An 18,142-nucleotide genomic window follows, 5' to 3' on the forward strand; every position below is an offset into this window, starting at 1 on the left:
ACGTTAAATGAGCGGGAGTGATTGTATATGCTAGATTCAGAATTTTCAAATCAATTAAAAGAGATTGTCGGTGCGCCCAATGTCCAAGACAGCAAGGCGGATCGTCTTGCCTACTCTTATGATGCGACACCAAATTTTCAACAGATGCCAGATGCGATCGTGCGGCCTCACACGGCTGAAGAAGTACAGCAAATTGTGAAACTGTGCGCCTCATACAAGGTGCCGATCGTCCCAAGAGGCTCAGGGACGAATCTGTGCGCAGGAACATGCCCTACTCAGGGCGGATTGGTAATTCTCTTTACTAGAATGAATCAATTATTAGAAATAGACGAAGAAAATTTAACCGCAACGGTGCAGCCTGGCTTAATTACGCAGGAATTGATTCATCAAGTAGAGGAAAAAGGTCTCTTCTACCCGCCTGATCCAAGCTCTATGAAAATTTCCACATTAGGCGGCAATATTAACGAAAATTCAGGGGGGCTGCGGGGGTTAAAGTATGGAGTGACAAGAGATTATGTCCTTGGGCTTGAAGTGGTTTTGCCAAATGGTGACATCATCAAAACAGGCGGAAAGCTTGCAAAAGATGTCGCTGGATATGATATGACTCGATTGTTCGTTGGTTCAGAAGGAACACTCGGGATTGTCACAGAAGCGGTGCTAAAGCTCCTGCCGCTTCCAGAAACGAAACAAACAATGCTTTGTTTATACGAAAGCCTTGAAGAAGCTGCGACTTCTGTATCGGCCATCATTGCTGAGCGTATCATTCCTGCTACATTAGAATTTATGGATCAGCCGACCCTTGAAGTCGTTGAAGATTTTGCAAACATCGGCCTGCCTACTGACGTTCAAGCTGTGTTATTAATTGAACAGGACGGCAACCCTGAAGCTGTTTCTCGTGATATCCAAAAAATCGCAGAAGTCTGTGAGCAGCACGGGGCTAAAAGCGTCAAGATCGCACATTCAGAAGAAGAGGCAAGTGCGCTCTTAACAGCGAGACGCTCTGCTTTATCCGCCCTCGCTCGATTAAGTCCTACAACGATTTTAGAAGATGCTACCGTTCCCCGGTCTGAAATTGCCAATATGGTTCGTGCAATCGAAGACATTGCACGAAAGTACGAGGTGAACATTTGTACGTTTGGTCATGCAGGTGATGGCAACTTACACCCCACTTGTGCGACAGATGCAAGAAATGAAGAAGAAATGAAACGGGTAGAAGATGCTTTTCAGGCCATTTTTGAAAAAGCCGTTGCCCTTGGCGGCACGATTACAGGCGAACATGGCGTGGGTCTTATGAAAGCGCCCTATTTGGAGCTGAAGGTCAAAAAAGAAGGAATCGCTGCAATGAAGGCGATTAAACAGGCACTTGACCCTGCACATATCATGAACCCAGATAAAGTGTTTGGAAAAGCCTCAAGAAAGCGAGTGGTGGTCTCATGAGTTCTTCTTCTAAGCAAAAAGAGATCCAGCAGCAGTTTCAGGAGCAAATGGATGAAAAGGAGCTGCTTAATTGCATGCGCTGCGGATTCTGCCTCCCTTCCTGCCCTACTTATATTGAATCTGGACAACAAGAAACGCACTCTCCTCGGGGCCGAATTGCGTTAATGAAAGCTGTAAGAGATGGTGTCATTGAGCCAGATGAAGATGTTGAACATTCACTTAATCTTTGTCTTGGCTGCCGTGCGTGTGAACCAGTCTGCCCTTCTGGCGTCAAGTATGGACAGCTGCTAGAAGATGCCAGAGACATTATTCAACAACATAAAAAACAATCATTTCCCGTCAAATTGATGAGACGTGTTGTGTTTAAAGGTCTCTTTCCGTCACAACGTCGTATGCGACAAGCTGCTAGTTTTCTTCGATTTTATCAAACATCTGGTCTGCAAACAGCCGCCAGGAAGACGCGCATACTGAAGGTGCTTCCCTCCCATTTACAGTTGATGGAACAGGCACTTCCAAAGGTGCCGCCTCAAAAGAAAAAACGTTTGAATGAATATAAAGCCATTGGTCAGGCAAAAAAACGGGTGGCGTTTTTTACTGGCTGTTTAATGGATACAGTTTTCTCAAACACAAACAAAGCGACCATTCATCTCTTGCAGCTGGCAGGCTGTGATGTGATCGTTCCTCCTATACAAACGTGCTGCGGCGCGCTACATGGTCATAGCGGAGAAAAAGACCAAGCAAAACAGTTAGCCAAGCGGAATATTGAAGCATTCGAGGAAACAGATGCCGATGCGATTGTCATGAACGCGGGCGGCTGCGGCGCCTTTTTAAGTGATTACGGTCATTTGCTTCAGGATGATCCAGATTTTCAAAAACGAAGTAAAGCCTTCTCACAGAAAATAACCGATATATCAAGCATCCTTGTGGAGCTGGAGTTTCACCGCCGCGTGCCACTGGCTTTGCCAGCGCAAGTGATCACCTATCAAGACTCCTGTCATTTACGAAATGGGATGAATGTACAACAGACGCCGAGGGTGCTCATGAAAGCCATTCAAGGGGTAACGTTTAAAGAAATGAAAGATGCCGGCCGCTGCTGCGGATCTGCAGGAATCTACAATATCTTGCAGCCAGACATGTCGATGCAAATTTTAGATCATAAAATGACTGAAGCGAGCAACACAGCTGCAGCTGCCATTGTGACGTCGAATCCAGGCTGTCAATTACAAATGGCAGCTGGCGTCAAAAAGGCAGGACATATGCCTAGCATGAGAGCGATTCATCTGGCTGACTTTTTATTAGAAGCCGTTCAATATGGAAAAAAAGCGTCCAGTTCATGAAGCTGAACGCTTTTTTTATGCATATCTTCAGAAGATCGGTTGGATAATAGAGGCAAATCGCGGAAGGAGATGGTTCAAGTGCTGAAGAAAAACAAATCAAAACAGAAAGACCCGAATTCAGTATTTGAAGCATTATCGCGCTCTTCTGATTTTATCAATGAATTATCCAGTTCCGGAGGTTTTCTTTACAGAATTTCTTTTTTTCGATCTTTAATTAATGGCAATCTCCTTCATGAACAAATCTTGCCTTTTATTCAACAATTGCATCTAACACCCACCCTTGAAGAGCTGAAAGAACACATCCCAATTGAACAAGCTGTGATTACGAAGGACCTTCAAAAAGTGGAAGAAGCTCTTCATCGAGGCAGTATTGCTGTTCGAATTGAGACAGATTGGGGCAATACGCTTCTCTTGCCGATTGAAGAAAAGAAAGGCAGACAAGTGAGCCAACCTGAGATTGAATTCGGGATTATCAGTGCGCAGGAAGCCTTTGTGGAAGGGCTGGATACAAACTTAAACTTGCTGAGACGTAGGCTGCCCACTCCTGACCTTAAAGTAGTTGAACACACAGTTGGTACCCTTTCTCAAACGAAAGTAGCCGTTGTATACATAGAGGATATCGCCAACCCGCAGAACATTGAAACCGTTCTTCAGCGGATTCAAGATGTTGACTATGACCAAATTCTAGATTCTAATTATCTTGCGCAAATGCTTTATGATGTGTCCAATACAATCTTTCCATTGTTTTTAAATACAGAACGGCCAGACAGGGTTTCCTCAGGTTTAACGGAAGGAAAAATAGCCATTATGGTTGACGGTTCGCCTCATACCCTGCTTGCACCTACAATTTTACTCGAGTATTTTTCTACAATGGAAGACTATAACATGTCTTGGATCGCAGCATCCTCCTTTCGGCTGTTACGCATTTTTGCTGTGATTTTTTCTATTTTTGCAACTCCTTTGTATGTAGCTGTTTTAACGTTTCACTATGAACTGATTCCTAAGGACTTATTAGAAACGATTGTCGCATCACGCTATCTCGTTCCCTTTCCGCCTATTATTGAAGCATTATTTTTAGAGATATCGATTGAGCTGCTTAGGGAAGCCGGGTCTCGCCTTCCTGCAAAAGTCGGACAGACGCTCGGGATTGTTGGAGGTATTGTGATCGGACAGGCTGCGGTTGCAGCGGGATTAACAAGTAATATCCTGCTCATTATTGTCGCATTATCAGCTCTTGCCTCTTTTGTCACCCCTATATATAAAATGGGGACGACCATTCGTCTCTTACGTTTCCCATTTCTTTTTGCTGCACAAGTGTGGGGAGCGCTAGGGATTTCGCTAATGGGGGCTTTTCTTCTTACACATTTAATGAAATTAACGTCTATAGGACAACCTTACTTAGAGCCAATCTTTCCACTTCGATTGGCCGATTTAAAGGGTAGTTTGATTCGTCCCCAGCTCCGCTTTTTGAAAAAACGTCCAGAAAATTTACGGCCGCAAAATGAAACGATACACCGCCAAAAGCCAAAGCAAGGCCGTAAGGGGAAAAATGATTTTTATGAATAAGGAAGTGAAGGCATGAGCTCTTCTTCTGTGAAAGAAAAATTTCAAGTATCCCCTTTTTTTGTGTTTTTTCTGATCAATGCCAATCAAGTAGGTGTTGGTATTTTAAATTTCCAGACGAATCTTGTCCGGACGATTAATAATGATGGGTGGATCGCCATTTTAATTGCTGGTGCAAGCGTCAATTTGATGATCTTCCTCATTTACTTTTTGTTTAAAAAAGCACCTTCTGACGAATTTAGTGACATTACGCAATCTGTGTTTGGTAAATGGCTCGGACAATTCATCAACATTCTCTACATTTTGTATTTTTCTTCATTGTCTTTGATTGTGCTTGTTCATTATATGGATGTAATCCATGTTTGGCTGTTTAAAGAAATTCCTGGTCTTTTATTTGCATCAGTGCTGCTCATCCTCGTCTATTACATTCACACAGGCGGATTTAGAACAATCGCCGGTTGGGCATTCTTTAGCATTGTCCTAACGTACTGGATGACCTTTATCTGTTTTTATGTCATGAAATATAGTCACATCCGGTTTATGTTCCCAATGTTTGATCATTCATTTTCACAACTCATGATGGGGGTCAAAGATGCCTCTTTATCCATGTTTGGTTTTGGAACATTGCTTGTCTATTATCCCTTTATTAAAAAGGCACAAACGTCGCAAAAATTTGCACATATGGGAGTGTTGCTAACTACATGCCTGAATTTGCTTGTATTTCTCGTCTCTATTGCGTACTACTCAAGTGCTCAGCTTGAACTAACGAAATGGCCAACATTGACATTAACCAGCATTGTCAAACTTCCGTTTATCCAGCGCTTTGAATTTATTGAAGTGTCGCTATGGCTTTTGCTTATCGTTCCAAATATCGCCATTCCATTATGGGCAGCCAGCAGAATGGCAAAACAAGTGTTTCACACGAGCCAGCGCACCACGTTAATAGTTCTCAGCCTTCTCATTCTCGTCATGTTTTCATTTTTTATTAGAGCTACCTCATTTGAGACATTTAATAAATGGGTGGAATATAGCGGATACATCCTCGTCTATGGATTGATTGGATGTATGATCATTGGGCTGCTGCTGAAAAAAAGGTGGGTGAAAAAACGAACATGAAACATTATATTCTGGTGTGTCTCATGTTATTGAGCCTTTTCTTAACGAGCTGTGCACAGCCTCGTCTCTTAGATGAATTAAGTATCTCGCAGGCGGCGGGATTTGACTTATTGGAAGATGGAGAAATGAAGGGCTTCTTTGTTTTCCCTGTTTTTAAAAGCGAAGAACAAGGAAGTTATCAAATTGTAAGTGCTAAGTCAAATACCATTAGTAATATTCAGTTTCTTGTGTCGGAAAAATCGCCTTTCCCCGTTGTCATGGGACAAGTACTCGTGATTTTAATAAGTGAAAAGCTGGCGAAAGAAGTGGGTATGATTGATTTGATGAATTACATTTATCGTGATCCGATCATTGGGTCCCGTCAAGTATTTGCCATAGTAGGCGGAGAAGTTGAAGATTTGTTGTATACAAAGATGAATCAAACCAACTTAAATATCGGTGTATATCTTTCAGATTTACTGGCTCAAAACATGCGAAACGGCAATCAACCTGTGACCAATCAGCATATTTTTATGAATCAGATGATGGCAAAAGGCGTTGATGCTTATCTCCCTTACATTAAAAATACAAGCAACTCTATTAAAGTGTCAGGTGTCGCTCTTTTTGATCAAGAAAAAATGGTTGGGCATATTCCAGGGGAAGATACGTTTACGTTTAAAGCGATGATTGAAACTCATAAAAATGGGATTTATGAGTTTCGATTTAATGACACAAAGAAAACCCATGTTGTCATTGAAAATATCAAATCACATGTGTCTTATCACATTAAACCAACTGAAAACCTTTCAAAAAAGCCTCATATCACCATTGATATCAAGCTGAAAGGTGAGTTGAAAGAATTTATGAAATCAAAAAAAATCGATACGCCTTCTATCTTGCAGCATGTTGAAAAAGAAGTGGAGAAGCGTGTGGCCCAGCAAGGAAAAGACCTTGTTCAATCCTTTAAAAAGCAAAAAATTGATCCGCTTGGACTTGGTTTGAGATATCGTTCTAAAGATAAAGCCATGACACCGGAGAAATGGCAAAAACTCTACCCAGATGCAGATGTTCAAGTGAATTGTCATATGAACATTGTTCAAACGGGTGTCAGCCAATAAAAAAGACTGTATGAAAAGGTTCTCCCTTCTCGTACAGTCTTTTTTAATCTTCATCTTTTACGTCCGGGTCCTCAGGGATTGGTTCATTTAAGATGTCTTGAATGAGCTCTTTATATTGTTCTAGCTGTTTCATATGGGTTTGAAACTGCCCTTGATAAATGAGATACGATTCCCCGTCAAATACGTAACGAATCTTTTTTTGCTGAATTAATTTTTCAACATATGCTTCAGATACTTCTAAGTATTCAGCTGTTTCTCCAATTGTTAAATACATGCATGTGCACCACCGTTCGTTTCATCTTACAAATTATATCACGAGCTGGTGAAAAAACAGATATCGCTTGTTCATGTTTTTTTCATCTTTTCTTCACTGATTCGTCAACTCGCTTTTGTACAGTATTCATACACCCACTCAAACACTAGGAGGTGATGATCCTTCGCATGACAAAGAAAAATATTCGGACCTATGCCGCATTTCTAACTGTAGGCGCTAGCAATACAATGATTGACTTTCTGTTCTTCTTTTTTTTCACTGCTTGCTTTGTTCCCTCTTTTCTTGCACAGTGCCTGTCCTATACCGCAGGAATGCTGAACAGTTATGTTTGGAATCGAAAATGGACGTTCCAAGTGAAAAAGAAAGCTGACAAGTGGGAATGGATCAAGTGGGCCACAGTCAACGGCGCAGCGTGCCTCCTCACCTATGTTGTCTTATATGTCATGCAGCAAGCAGGTTTCTCATTATTCATTAGTAAAGCGATTGGTACCCTTCTTGGCATGATGATCACTTTTACCGGAAGCCGCCTATGGGTGTTTCCATCAGAAAATAAACCATCAGAAATGGAGCGATGATTCAATGAATATCAAAAAAGCCGTTATACCAGCAGCCGGATTAGGCACACGTTTTTTACCCGCAACGAAAGCACAGCCAAAGGAAATGCTGCCGATTATCGACAAACCCGCCATTCAATACATAGTTGAGGAGGCTGTTCAATCAGGCATTGAAGATATACTAATTATCACAGGAAGAAATAAAAAATCGATTGAAGATCACTTTGACCGTTCGATTGAGCTAGAACACACGTTGCTTGAAAAAGGGAAAAATGAACAGTTAGCTGAAATCAAACATATTGCGGATATGGCCAATATTCATTATATTCGTCAAAAGGAGCCCTTAGGTCTTGGACATGCGGTATTATGTGCACGTCATTTTACTGGCAATGATCCTTTTGCGGTCCTTTTAGGTGATGATGTCATGGTGTCAGAAAGACCTGCACTCTCTCAGCTCATGGAAGTCTTTGAAGACAAACAAAGAGAGGTCATTGGCGTCCAGCAAGTGGATCGTCTAGATGTCAGTAAGTATGGTATGATAAGACCAGCTAGAGTAGACGGTCAAGTGTTTGAAGTCACAGACTTAGTGGAAAAGCCAGCTATTCATGAAGCTCCTTCCGATTTAGCCGTGATGGGCAGGTATCTGTTAACACCATCGATTTTTCCTATTCTACAAGGAATTGAGAGAGGTGCCGGGAACGAAATCCAACTGACAGATGCGCTGAAAATCATTGCACATGAATCACCCATTTATGCAAAACAATTAGATGGGATGAGATTTGACGTTGGTGATAAGCTGGGCTCATTTAAGGCAGCGGCTGAAATTGGATTGATGCGTCATGATATGCGGACAGCCATGCTAGCATATATGCAAAGCATACTCATGAGAGAAGCAAAACAAGCATAGGCTCTTATAAGGATGCTTGAAGAAAATTCGTATTTAAAGGCAGAGTGAAATGAATGGGAACCTTGTTTAATGAAATTTTAACCTGGCTGACAAGCCTTGGTTACGCAGGTGTTGCACTTGGACTGATGATTGAAATTATCCCGAGTGAAATTGTACTTGCCTACGGCGGATATATGGTGTCAACAGGAAGCATAGGATTTGTTGGAGCCGTCATCGCTGGGGTTATTGGAGGAACACTTGCCCAGTGCTTTATTTACTGGATCGGCCTTTACGGCGGAAGACCTTTTTTAACAAAGTATGGGAAGTATTTATTCATCCATGAGCATCATATTGCCACGGCAGAACGCTGGTTTGACCGATATGGAACTGGTGTCGTATTTACAGCTCGTTTTATCCCAGTCGTGCGCCACGCGATCTCAATTCCAGCTGGTATTGCAAAGATGCCATTTCTCAAATTTGTTCTTTTGACCGGATTAGCCGCCATCCCTTGGTCCATCCTATTTATTTACCTTGGAATGCAGCTTGGGACAAAATGGGACCACATTCAAAGTGTCGCTCACACGTATACAACACCAATTATGGTCATTGCCATCGTTCTCATCGTACTGTATTTCGTTTTGAAAAAAATTCGCACAAATCGAAAACGGACAATCTAACGAAAACGCCTTTCACTCGTCATGTGAAAGGCGTTTTTTCTATGCGTGCGTCGATTGTTTTTTCATATATTGAGATAATTCCATAATCATTGCACCCATTCTTTCAAGTGAAGGGGCTAGAATTCGGCTTATCCCCTCTTCTTTTAATGCTTCAGCTGTGACTTTTCCAACAGCTACAGCTAATACATGCTGCTCGAATAGAAGTTGCAGTTCTTCTTTTTTGCCCCATTCTTCTGCTAGTTTGAAAAAGGCATGAACCTGAACAGCAGTTGTAAAACAAACGGCATGGACCTTCCCTTCTTTCATTTCTTGAAGCAAAGTGTCCGCCGCCTCTGGTTCAGGGGGCGTGTGCTGATATGGCATGAGCTGCAAAACGTCTGCTCCCTTGTGATGTAAAAAATCAATGAGAGCTGGTGCATTTTCGCCGTGAAGCTGTACCATGACCCGTTTACCTTGAAGTTCTTTGTCTTCTAACTTTGAAATGAGGTCACGAACGGTTCCATCTTCATCAGAAACATCTGGCTGAATGCCGTGTTTTTTTAGAGCCGCAAACGTTTTGTATCCTCTTGAAGCGATATGGGCACTTGATAAAATGTTCATAAATGCTTCTCCAAGCTGGAGCTCTTCTGCACTTTCAATTAATGTGTCTGTGCCGATACCCGTTGTTAAAATGACCCAGTCAGCTCCCTTCTTTACAAAGGTTTCTATGCCTGGCTTCAATTCCTCTTTGGCTAAAAATACAGTGCCCTGAAGAGAACGAATAACAGCTTGTCCTCCTTGCTTTTCAACAAGTGTACGCATTTCTTCTGTTTTTCTTGTTCCGCATATGGCAATGGTCTTTCCAGCTAAGCCTTTACTCATTCTCATCCCTCTTTTTCTATCACATGTATGATGTATTGTATTAAATATAGATTTATTTGGAAGACGTTGCAAGTGTCTACTAAAAAAGAGCTTGACGTTTCTATCGAATTCGAGTATCTTTTGTAAGTGCAAATTGTAGGAGGTCATTATGGAAAAACAGAATGTTCAAGCAATTCGATTATCAATCGCTGACCCAACACCACTTGGTTTGTTTGGTTTAGCAATGGTGACGCTTGTTGCGTCTTCACAAAAACTAGGAATCACAGATGGCACATCTCTTATTTTACCTTGGGCTATCTTCCTTGGAGGAATCGCGCAGCTGATCGCGTCCATACAAGATTCAAAGCATCATAATATTTTTGGAGCCACTGCCTTCGGCGCATTCGGTCTTTTTTGGATGGGTGTTGGAACCACTTGGCTCATTCAAGCTGGCGTTTTTGGGAAAACGCTTGCGGGAGCTGCGGACCCAAAACAACTAGGTTTTGCTTTTATTGGTTATTTGATTTTCAGCTTATTTATGACGATCGGTGCAATGGAAACACATAAAGTATTGTTTTTGATTTTCGTCTTTATTGATTTCTTATTCATTGGCCTGTCCCTAAGCTCGTTTGGTGTGATGTACGATGTGACTCATACGATGGCTGGTATTGCAGAATTGATTATTTCTCTTCTTTCATTTTATGGTTCTGCAGCTGTTGTGCTGAATACACATTTTGGTCGTACAGTACTGCCAGTTGGACAACCATTTCGCGTGTTTACTAAAGCATAAATAAAAAAGAACTGCTCTTGGCAGTTCTTTTTTTATTCTTATTTTTCTTGTTCCTCTTGAAATATCTCTGCAATGATTTCATAAGAACGCATTCTTTCTTGATGGTCAAACATATCAGAATTAATCATGACTTCATCTGCTTGAGTTGCTTCAATAAAGGCTTCTAACTCTTTTTTCACCTTTTGTTTATCCCCGATCATCGTCGAACTTAATTGTTCGTCCACCATCGCCTTCTCATATGGACTCCATAACCCATCCATACTTTCAACAGGGGCTTTGAGTTTTCCTGGTGTATTACGAATAAGGCTCAAAAATCGCTGATAATGAGACGTCGCCAAATATTCAGCCCGCTCTGTTTGATCAGCAGCAAAAACCGTGACACCAACCATCGCATAAGGTTCTTTTAACACATCTGAAGGTTGAAATGACTGTCTGTATAATTCTAAAGCAGGAATGGTATTTTTAGGGGAGAAATGTGCCGCAAAGGCAAATGGCAGTCCCAGTTCTCCTGCAAGCCTTGCACTAAAACCACTTGAACCAAGAAGCCAAATTGGTATATCCAATCCTTCTCCCGGAACGGCTCTTACATGTTTTTTGACCTGACCAGTCGGTTTGAAATATTGCCGAAGTTCTTCAAGCTGCTCAGGGAAATCCTCCCCATTATGAAGATTACGTCTAAGTGCCCTTGCCGTTAACTGATCTGTTCCTGGTGCCCTGCCAAGACCTAAATCAATTCTCCCTGGATACAGAGTCTCCAGTGTTCCAAATTGTTCTGCAATGACGAGTGAAGAATGGTTTGGAAGCATAATCCCCCCAGAACCAACCCGGATCTTTTCAGTCCCTCCAGCAATATGTCCAATCAAGACGGATGTTGCTGAACTCGCAACCCCTTCCATATTATGATGCTCCGCAAGCCAATATCTATGGTAGCCCCACTTCTCAGCTTTTTTTGCTAAATCCATACTATGCTCAAATGATTCTTTAATTGTGCCCCCCTCTGTTACAGAGGATAAATTTAACACGGAATATGCTGTGTGTTGTAAAACTGATTGACTCATACATGCTGCCCCATTTCTTTCAAAAATCATACTAGTTTCATTCTTTCAACACCATAACATAAAACGATTTAACTTTTAAATGATTTGATTCGATGAACTTCGAACTAAAAAATATCATTAAGCTCAATTCCGCTTTTTAAATTTCCACATAGAATAAAATATTAACTTTTAGGAGATGGGGAATTTGTATAACCAGTACGATAACAAATGTCCCTTTTGCGGAAAAAATCATGATTGGCAACCTCATTACAGAAAATCTCGTCACGATAGACTTACATTTGATGATTGCCCTCTTCTTAAACGAGAATGTAAAAAGAAAAAAGTTGTTAAACATCACAGCACTTGTGCTAAAGCAAAAGGACGAAAAAAAGCAAATAATAAGATTGTAAAAAGAGGTTCTACTGGTGTTACTGGGCCTACCGGAGTTACTGGAGCTACTGGTCCTACCGGTGCCACCGGGGTTACTGGATCCACTGGAAATACCGGACCTACCGGTGATACTGGTGTAACTGGAGATACCGGGCCTACTGGTGCCACTGGTGTAACTGGTGATACTGGGCCTACCGGTGCCACTGGTGATACCGGACCTACCGGTGCGACTGGTGTAACTGGTGATACCGGGCCTACCGGAGCCACTGGTGCAACTGGAGATACTGGTCCAACCGGTGATACTGGTGTAACTGGTGATACTGGGCCTACCGGTGCGACTGGTGTAACTGGTGATACCGGGCCTACCGGAGCCACTGGTGCAACTGGAGATACCGGACCTACTGGTCCAACCGGTGATACTGGTGCAACTGGTAATACCGGGCCTACTGGTGCCACTGGTGTAACTGGAGATACTGGTCCAACCGGTGATACTGGTGCAACTGGTAATACCGGGCCTACCGGTGATACTGGTGTAACTGGAGATACTGGCCCTACGGGAGCCACTGGTGTAACTGGTGATACTGGGCCTACTGGTGCAACTGGTGTAACTGGTGATACCGGACCTACCGGTGCGACTGGTGTAACTGGAGATACTGGACCTACCGGAGCAACTGGTGTAACTGGAGATACTGGCCCTACGGGAGCCACTGGTGTAACTGGTGATACTGGGCCTACTGGTGCAACTGGTGTAACTGGTGATACCGGACCTACCGGTGCGACTGGTGTAACTGGAGATACTGGACCTACCGGAGCAACTGGTGTAACTGGAGATACTGGCCCTACGGGAGCCACTGGTGTAACTGGTGATACTGGGCCTACTGGTGCAACTGGTGTAACTGGTGTAACTGGTGATACCGGACCTACCGGTGCGACTGGTGTAACTGGTGATACCGGGCCTACCGGAGCCACTGGTGCAACTGGAGATACTGGGCCTACCGGTGCTACTGGTGTAACTGGTGATACTGGGCCTACCGGTGCGACTGGTGTAACTGGTGATACCGGGCCTACCGGAGCCACTGGTGCAACTGGAGATACCGGACCTACTGGTCCAACCGGTGCAACTGGTAATACCGGGCCTACTGGTGCAACTGGTGTAACTGGAGATACTGGTCCAACCGGTGATACTGGTGCAACTGGTAATACCGGGCCTACCGGTGATACTGGTGTAACTGGAGATACTGGCCCTACGGGAGCCACTGGTGTAACTGGTGATACTGGGCCTACTGGTGCAACTGGTGTAACTGGTGATACCGGACCTACCGGTGCGACTGGTGTAACTGGAGATACTGGACCTACCGGAGCAACTGGTGTAACTGGTGATACTGGGCCTACCGGAGCAACTGGTGTAACTGGAGATACTGGTCCTACTGGTGCCACTGGTGTAACTGGTGATACTGGTAATACCGGACCTACCGGTGCGACTGGTGCAACTGGTAATACCGGTCCTACTGGTGCCACTGGTGTAACTGGTGATACTGGGCCTACCGGTGTAGGATTAACAGGAATTGAAGCGTTTGATCCGGTAGTAAGTCCTACTTACCCGGTAGGGCAAGTAGTGACCTTTAATGGCAGTACGTATGTAGTAAATACTGCACCACCGACAGGTACACCAGATACTTCCCCAGACTACACATTACTGGCTGCAGCAGGATCAACTGGAGATACTGGAGATACTGGGCCTACCGGTGCGACTGGTGTAACTGGTGATACCGGGCCTACCGGAGCCACTGGTGCAACTGGAGATACCGGACCTACTGGTCCAACCGGTGATACTGGTGCAACTGGTAATACCGGGCCTACTGGTGCCACTGGTGTAACTGGAGATACCGGGCCTACTGGTGCCACTGGTGTAACTGGTGATACTGGACCTACCGGAGCCACTGGTGTAACTGGAGATACTGGGCCTACCGGAGCCACTGGTGCAACTGGAGATACCGGGCCTACCGGTGCGACTGGTGTAACTGGTGATACCGGGCCTACTGGTGCTACTGGAGTAACTGGTGCGACTGGGCCAACCGGTGATACGGGTGCACCTGGTAATACCGGACCTACTGGTGCTACTGGAGTAACTGGTGCGACTGGGCCTACCGGTGCCACCGGAGTTACTGGAGTTACTGGAGCTACTGGAGATACCGGTCCTACTGGTGCCACTGGTGTAACTGGAGATACTGGGCCTACCGGTGCGACTGGTGTAACTGGTGATACTGGGCCTACCGGTGCTACTGGTGTAACTGGAGATACTGGCCCTACGGGAGCCACTGGTGTAACTGGAGATACTGGGCCTACTGGTGCCACTGGTGTAACTGGTGTAACTGGTGATACCGGACCTACCGGTGCGACTGGTGTAACTGGTGATACCGGGCCTACCGGAGCCACTGGTGCAACTGGAGATACTGGGCCTACCGGTGCTACTGGTGTAACTGGTGATACTGGACCTACCGGTGCGACTGGTGTAACTGGTGATACCGGGCCTACCGGAGCCACTGGTGCAACTGGAGATACCGGACCTACTGGTCCAACCGGTGCAACTGGTAATACCGGGCCTACTGGTGCCACTGGTGTAACTGGAGATACTGGTCCAACCGGTGATACTGGTGCAACTGGAGATACTGGCCCTACGGGAGCCACTGGTGTAACTGGTGATACTGGGCCTACTGGTGCAACTGGTGTAACTGGTGTAACTGGTGATACCGGACCTACCGGTGCGACTGGTGTAACTGGAGATACTGGACCTACCGGAGCAACTGGTGTAACTGGTGATACTGGGCCTACCGGAGCAACTGGTGTAACTGGAGATACCGGGCCTACCGGTGCCACCGGAGTTACTGGTGCTACTGGAGATACCGGGCCTACTGGTGCGACTGGTGTAACTGGTGATACTGGGCCTACCGGTGTAGGATTAACAGGAATTGAAGCGTTTGATCCGGTAGTAAGTCCTACTTACCCGGTAGGGCAAGTAGTGACCTTTAATGGCAGTACGTATGTAGTAAATACTGCACCACCGACAGGTACACCAGATACTTCCCCAGACTACACATTACTGGCTGCAGCAGGATCAACTGGAGATACTGGAGATACTGGGCCTACCGGTGCCACCGGAGTTACTGGTGCAACTGGTAATACCGGGCCTACCGGTGATACTGGTGTAACTGGAGATACTGGCCCTACGGGAGCCACTGGTGTAACTGGTGATACTGGGCCTACTGGTGCAACTGGTGATACCGGACCTACCGGTGCGACTGGTGTAACTGGAGATACTGGACCTACCGGAGCAACTGGTGTAACTGGAGATACTGGGCCTACCGGAGCAACTGGTGTAACTGGAGATACTGGTCCTACTGGTCCTACTGGTGCCACTGGTGTAACTGGTGATACCGGACCAACCGGTGATACTGGTGTAACTGGTGATACCGGGCCTACCGGTGATACGGGTGCAACTGGTGCCACTGGTGTAACTGGAGATACCGGGCCTACTGGTGCCACTGGTGTAACTGGTGATACCGGACCTACTGGTGCGACTGGTGTAACTGGAGATACTGGGCCTACCGGTGCCACCGGAGTTACTGGTGCTACTGGAGATACCGGGCCTACTGGTGCCACTGGTGTAACTGGTGCAACTGGTAATACCGGACCTACCGGTGCGACTGGTGCAACTGGTAATACCGGGCCTACTGGTGCGACTGGTGTAACTGGTGATACTGGGCCTACCGGTGTAGGATTAACAGGAATTGAAGCGTTTGATCCGGTAGTAAGTCCTACTTACCCGGTAGGGCAAGTAGTGACCTTTAATGGCAGTACGTATGTAGTAAATACTGCACCACCGACAGGTACACCAGATACTTCCCCAGACTACACATTACTGGCTGCAGCAGGATCAACTGGAGATACTGGAGATACTGGGCCTACCGGTGCGACTGGTGTAACTGGTGATACTGGGCCTACCGGTGCGACTGGTGTAACTGGTGATACCGGGCCTACCGGAGCCACTGGTGCAACTGGAGATACCGGACCTACTGGTCCAACCGGTGATACTGGTGCAACTGGTAATACCGGGCCTACTGGTGCCACTGGTGTAACTGGTGATACTGGACCTACCGGAGCCACTGGTGTAACTGGTGATACTGGGCCTACCGGAGCCACTGGTGCAACTGGAGATACCGGGCCTACCGGTGCGACTGGTGTAACTGGTGATACCGGACCTACCGGTGCGACTGGTGTAACTGGTGATACCGGGCCTACTGGTGCTACTGGAGTAACTGGTGCGACTGGTCCAACCGGTGATACGGGTGCACCTGGTAATACCGGACCTACTGGTGCTACTGGAGTAACTGGTGCGACTGGGCCTACCGGTGCCACCGGAGTTACTGGAGCTACTGGAGATACCGGTCCTACTGGTGCCACTGGTGTAACTGGAGATACTGGGCCTACCGGTGCTACTGGTGTAACTGGTGATACTGGGCCTACCGGTGCTACTGGTGTAACTGGAGATACTGGCCCTACGGGAGCCACTGGTGTAACTGGAGATACTGGGCCTACCGGAGCCACTGGTGCAACTGGAGATACCGGGCCTACCGGTGCGACTGGTGTAACTGGTGATACCGGACCTACCGGTGCGACTGGTGTAACTGGAGATACCGGGCCTACTGGTGCTACTGGTGTAACTGGAGATACTGGACCTACCGGTGCCACTGGTGTAACTGGAGATACTGGTCCAACCGGTGCGACTGGTGTAACTGGTGATACCGGGCCTACTGGTGCTACTGGTGTAACTGGAGATACTGGACCTACCGGTGCCACTGGTGTAACTGGAGATACTGGTCCAACCGGTGATACTGGTGCCACTGGTACTACCGGACCTACCGGAGCCACTGGTGTAACTGGTGATACTGGAACTACTGGAGCCACTGGTGTAACTGGTGATACCGGATCTACTGGTCCAACCGGTGATACTGGTGCCACTGGTAATACCGGACCTACTGGTGCCACCGGAGTTACTGGAGCTACTGGAGATACCGGTCCTACTGGTGCCACTGGTGTAACTGGAGATACTGGTCCTACTGGTGCGACTGGTGTAACTGGTGATACCGGACCTACCGGTGCGACTGGTGTAACTGGTGATACGGGTCCTACCGGGCCTACTGGTCCAACAGGTGCCACTGGTGCAGGATTAACAGGAATTGTAGCCGCTGATCCGGTAGTCAGCCCTACTTACCAAGTAGGGCAAGTAGTGACCTTTAATGGTAGTACGTATGTAGTAAACACTGCACCACCGACAGGTACACCAGATACTTCCTCAGACTACACATTACTAGCTGCAGCAGGACTAACTGGAATCACTGGTGCCACTGGAGACACCGGTCCAACTGGAGCTACTGGAATCACTGGTGCCACTGGAGACACCGGTCCAACTGGAGCTACTGGAATCACTGGTGCCACTGGAGGTACCGGTCCAACTGGAGCTACTGGAATCACTGGTGCCACTGGAGGCACCGGTCCAACTGGAGCTACTGGAGGCACCGGTCCAACTGGAGCTACTGGAATCACTGGTGCCACTGGAGGCACCGGTCCAACTGGAGCTACTGGAATCACTGGTGCCACTGGAGCTAGCGGTCCAACTGGAGCTACTGGAATCACTGGTGCCACTGGAGCTAGCGGTCCAACTGATACGGCACTTTATGCTGGAAATACAACAGGTCCTACAATCATTACTATTGCTGGTGGTACGAACATTGCTTTACCAAGTAATCAAAATATTAATGGATTTACGCCGAATGGTTCAAATGATACATTCACAGTCCAGCAAACAGGTAAATACTATATCACATATCAAGTAAATACCACTACTGCACTTTTAGTGAGCACAAGGCTATGGTTGAATGGATCAACTGCTATTCCAGGTTCAATTCAGTCCTCTGCCGTATCCACAACTTTTATGAGCAATACAGTTATTGTCAATTTAACAGCAGGAAATACAATTTCATTACAATTTTTCGGAGCGGTTGTAACAGCCATTCTAATAGGTGGTGGTGCAACCGGTGCATCACTTACCATCATCAGACTCAGCTAAGTGAAACGAAGATAAAA

At 45.9% G+C, this 18,142-nt stretch carries 13 protein-coding genes; 10 read left to right on the top strand and 3 right to left on the bottom strand.

Annotated elements, in window-relative coordinates; genetic code table 11:
• Window positions 1-27: 27 nt before the first annotated feature.
• The 5 genes from glcD (at window position 28) to NST15_RS09400 (ending at window position 6,550) form a co-directional block, all read left to right on the top strand.
• A complete protein-coding gene (gene glcD / locus NST15_RS09380; protein ID WP_342499045.1) occupies window positions 28-1,437 on the top strand; it encodes a glycolate oxidase subunit GlcD in 1,410 nt (469 codons plus the stop codon).
• On the top strand, window positions 1,434-2,774 hold the full coding sequence (locus NST15_RS09385) for a (Fe-S)-binding protein (RefSeq protein ID WP_342499046.1): 1,341 nt from the start codon (window positions 1,434-1,436) through the stop codon (window positions 2,772-2,774). The genes glcD and NST15_RS09385 overlap by 4 nt, the downstream gene beginning before the upstream one ends.
• A 78-nt stretch (window positions 2,775-2,852) precedes the next feature.
• The gene (locus NST15_RS09390) at window positions 2,853-4,340 is read left to right on the top strand and encodes a spore germination protein (protein WP_342498493.1); all 1,488 of its coding nucleotides are present in this window, start codon (window positions 2,853-2,855) and stop codon (window positions 4,338-4,340) included.
• A gap of 12 nt (window positions 4,341-4,352) precedes the next feature.
• Window positions 4,353-5,453, top strand: coding sequence for a GerAB/ArcD/ProY family transporter (locus NST15_RS09395; protein WP_342498494.1), 1,101 nt, complete (start codon window positions 4,353-4,355; stop codon window positions 5,451-5,453).
• Window positions 5,450-6,550, top strand: coding sequence for a Ger(x)C family spore germination protein (locus NST15_RS09400; RefSeq protein WP_342498495.1), 1,101 nt, complete (start codon window positions 5,450-5,452; stop codon window positions 6,548-6,550). The genes NST15_RS09395 and NST15_RS09400 overlap by 4 nt, the downstream gene beginning before the upstream one ends.
• A 43-nt stretch (window positions 6,551-6,593) precedes the next feature.
• Here NST15_RS09400 and NST15_RS09405 read toward each other — a convergent pair whose 3' ends face one another.
• A complete protein-coding gene (locus NST15_RS09405; protein ID WP_008346618.1) occupies window positions 6,594-6,824 on the bottom strand; it encodes an excisionase family DNA-binding protein in 231 nt (76 codons plus the stop codon).
• A 155-nt stretch (window positions 6,825-6,979) separates the two neighbouring features.
• Here NST15_RS09405 and NST15_RS09410 point away from each other — a divergent pair, with 155 nt between their 5' ends.
• The 3 genes from NST15_RS09410 to NST15_RS09420 are packed head-to-tail and all read left to right on the top strand — an operon-like array spanning window position 6,980 to window position 8,941.
• On the top strand, window positions 6,980-7,399 hold the full coding sequence (locus NST15_RS09410; protein ID WP_080995726.1) for a GtrA family protein: 420 nt from the start codon (window positions 6,980-6,982) through the stop codon (window positions 7,397-7,399).
• 4 nt (window positions 7,400-7,403) lie between these two features.
• Window positions 7,404-8,285, top strand: coding sequence for a UTP--glucose-1-phosphate uridylyltransferase GalU (galU, locus tag NST15_RS09415; RefSeq protein ID WP_017359504.1), 882 nt, complete (start codon window positions 7,404-7,406; stop codon window positions 8,283-8,285).
• A gap of 53 nt (window positions 8,286-8,338) precedes the next feature.
• A complete protein-coding gene (locus NST15_RS09420) occupies window positions 8,339-8,941 on the top strand; it encodes a DedA family protein (protein ID WP_007499192.1) in 603 nt (200 codons plus the stop codon).
• A gap of 39 nt (window positions 8,942-8,980) precedes the next feature.
• Here NST15_RS09420 and NST15_RS09425 read toward each other — a convergent pair whose 3' ends face one another.
• Window positions 8,981-9,802: a uroporphyrinogen-III synthase gene (locus tag NST15_RS09425; RefSeq protein WP_017359503.1), complete on the bottom strand. Its 822-nt coding sequence runs from the start codon at window positions 9,800-9,802 to the stop codon at window positions 8,981-8,983.
• 148 nt (window positions 9,803-9,950) lie between these two features.
• On the opposite strand from NST15_RS09425, the gene NST15_RS09430 reads away from it, so the two are divergent.
• Window positions 9,951-10,571 (top strand): GPR1/FUN34/YaaH family transporter, encoded by a 621-nt coding sequence (locus NST15_RS09430; RefSeq protein WP_007499188.1) that lies wholly within the window; start codon window positions 9,951-9,953, stop codon window positions 10,569-10,571.
• A 38-nt stretch (window positions 10,572-10,609) separates the two neighbouring features.
• Here the strand turns inward: NST15_RS09430 and NST15_RS09435 are convergent, their stop codons facing one another.
• Complete coding sequence (locus NST15_RS09435; protein ID WP_035704454.1) at window positions 10,610-11,629, bottom strand: LLM class flavin-dependent oxidoreductase; 1,020 nt, start codon at window positions 11,627-11,629, stop codon at window positions 10,610-10,612.
• Between the two features lie 175 nt (window positions 11,630-11,804).
• Between NST15_RS09435 and NST15_RS09440 the strand changes: the two genes are divergently transcribed.
• Window positions 11,805-18,125 (top strand): hypothetical protein, encoded by a 6,321-nt coding sequence (locus NST15_RS09440; protein ID WP_342498496.1) that lies wholly within the window; start codon window positions 11,805-11,807, stop codon window positions 18,123-18,125.
• Window positions 18,126-18,142: the final 17 nt, after the last annotated feature.

The organism is Bacillus sp. FSL R5-0820, from assembly GCF_038593385.1.
In the GTDB taxonomy this organism is placed as follows: Bacteria; Bacillota; Bacilli; order Bacillales; family Bacillaceae; genus Bacillus; species Bacillus altitudinis.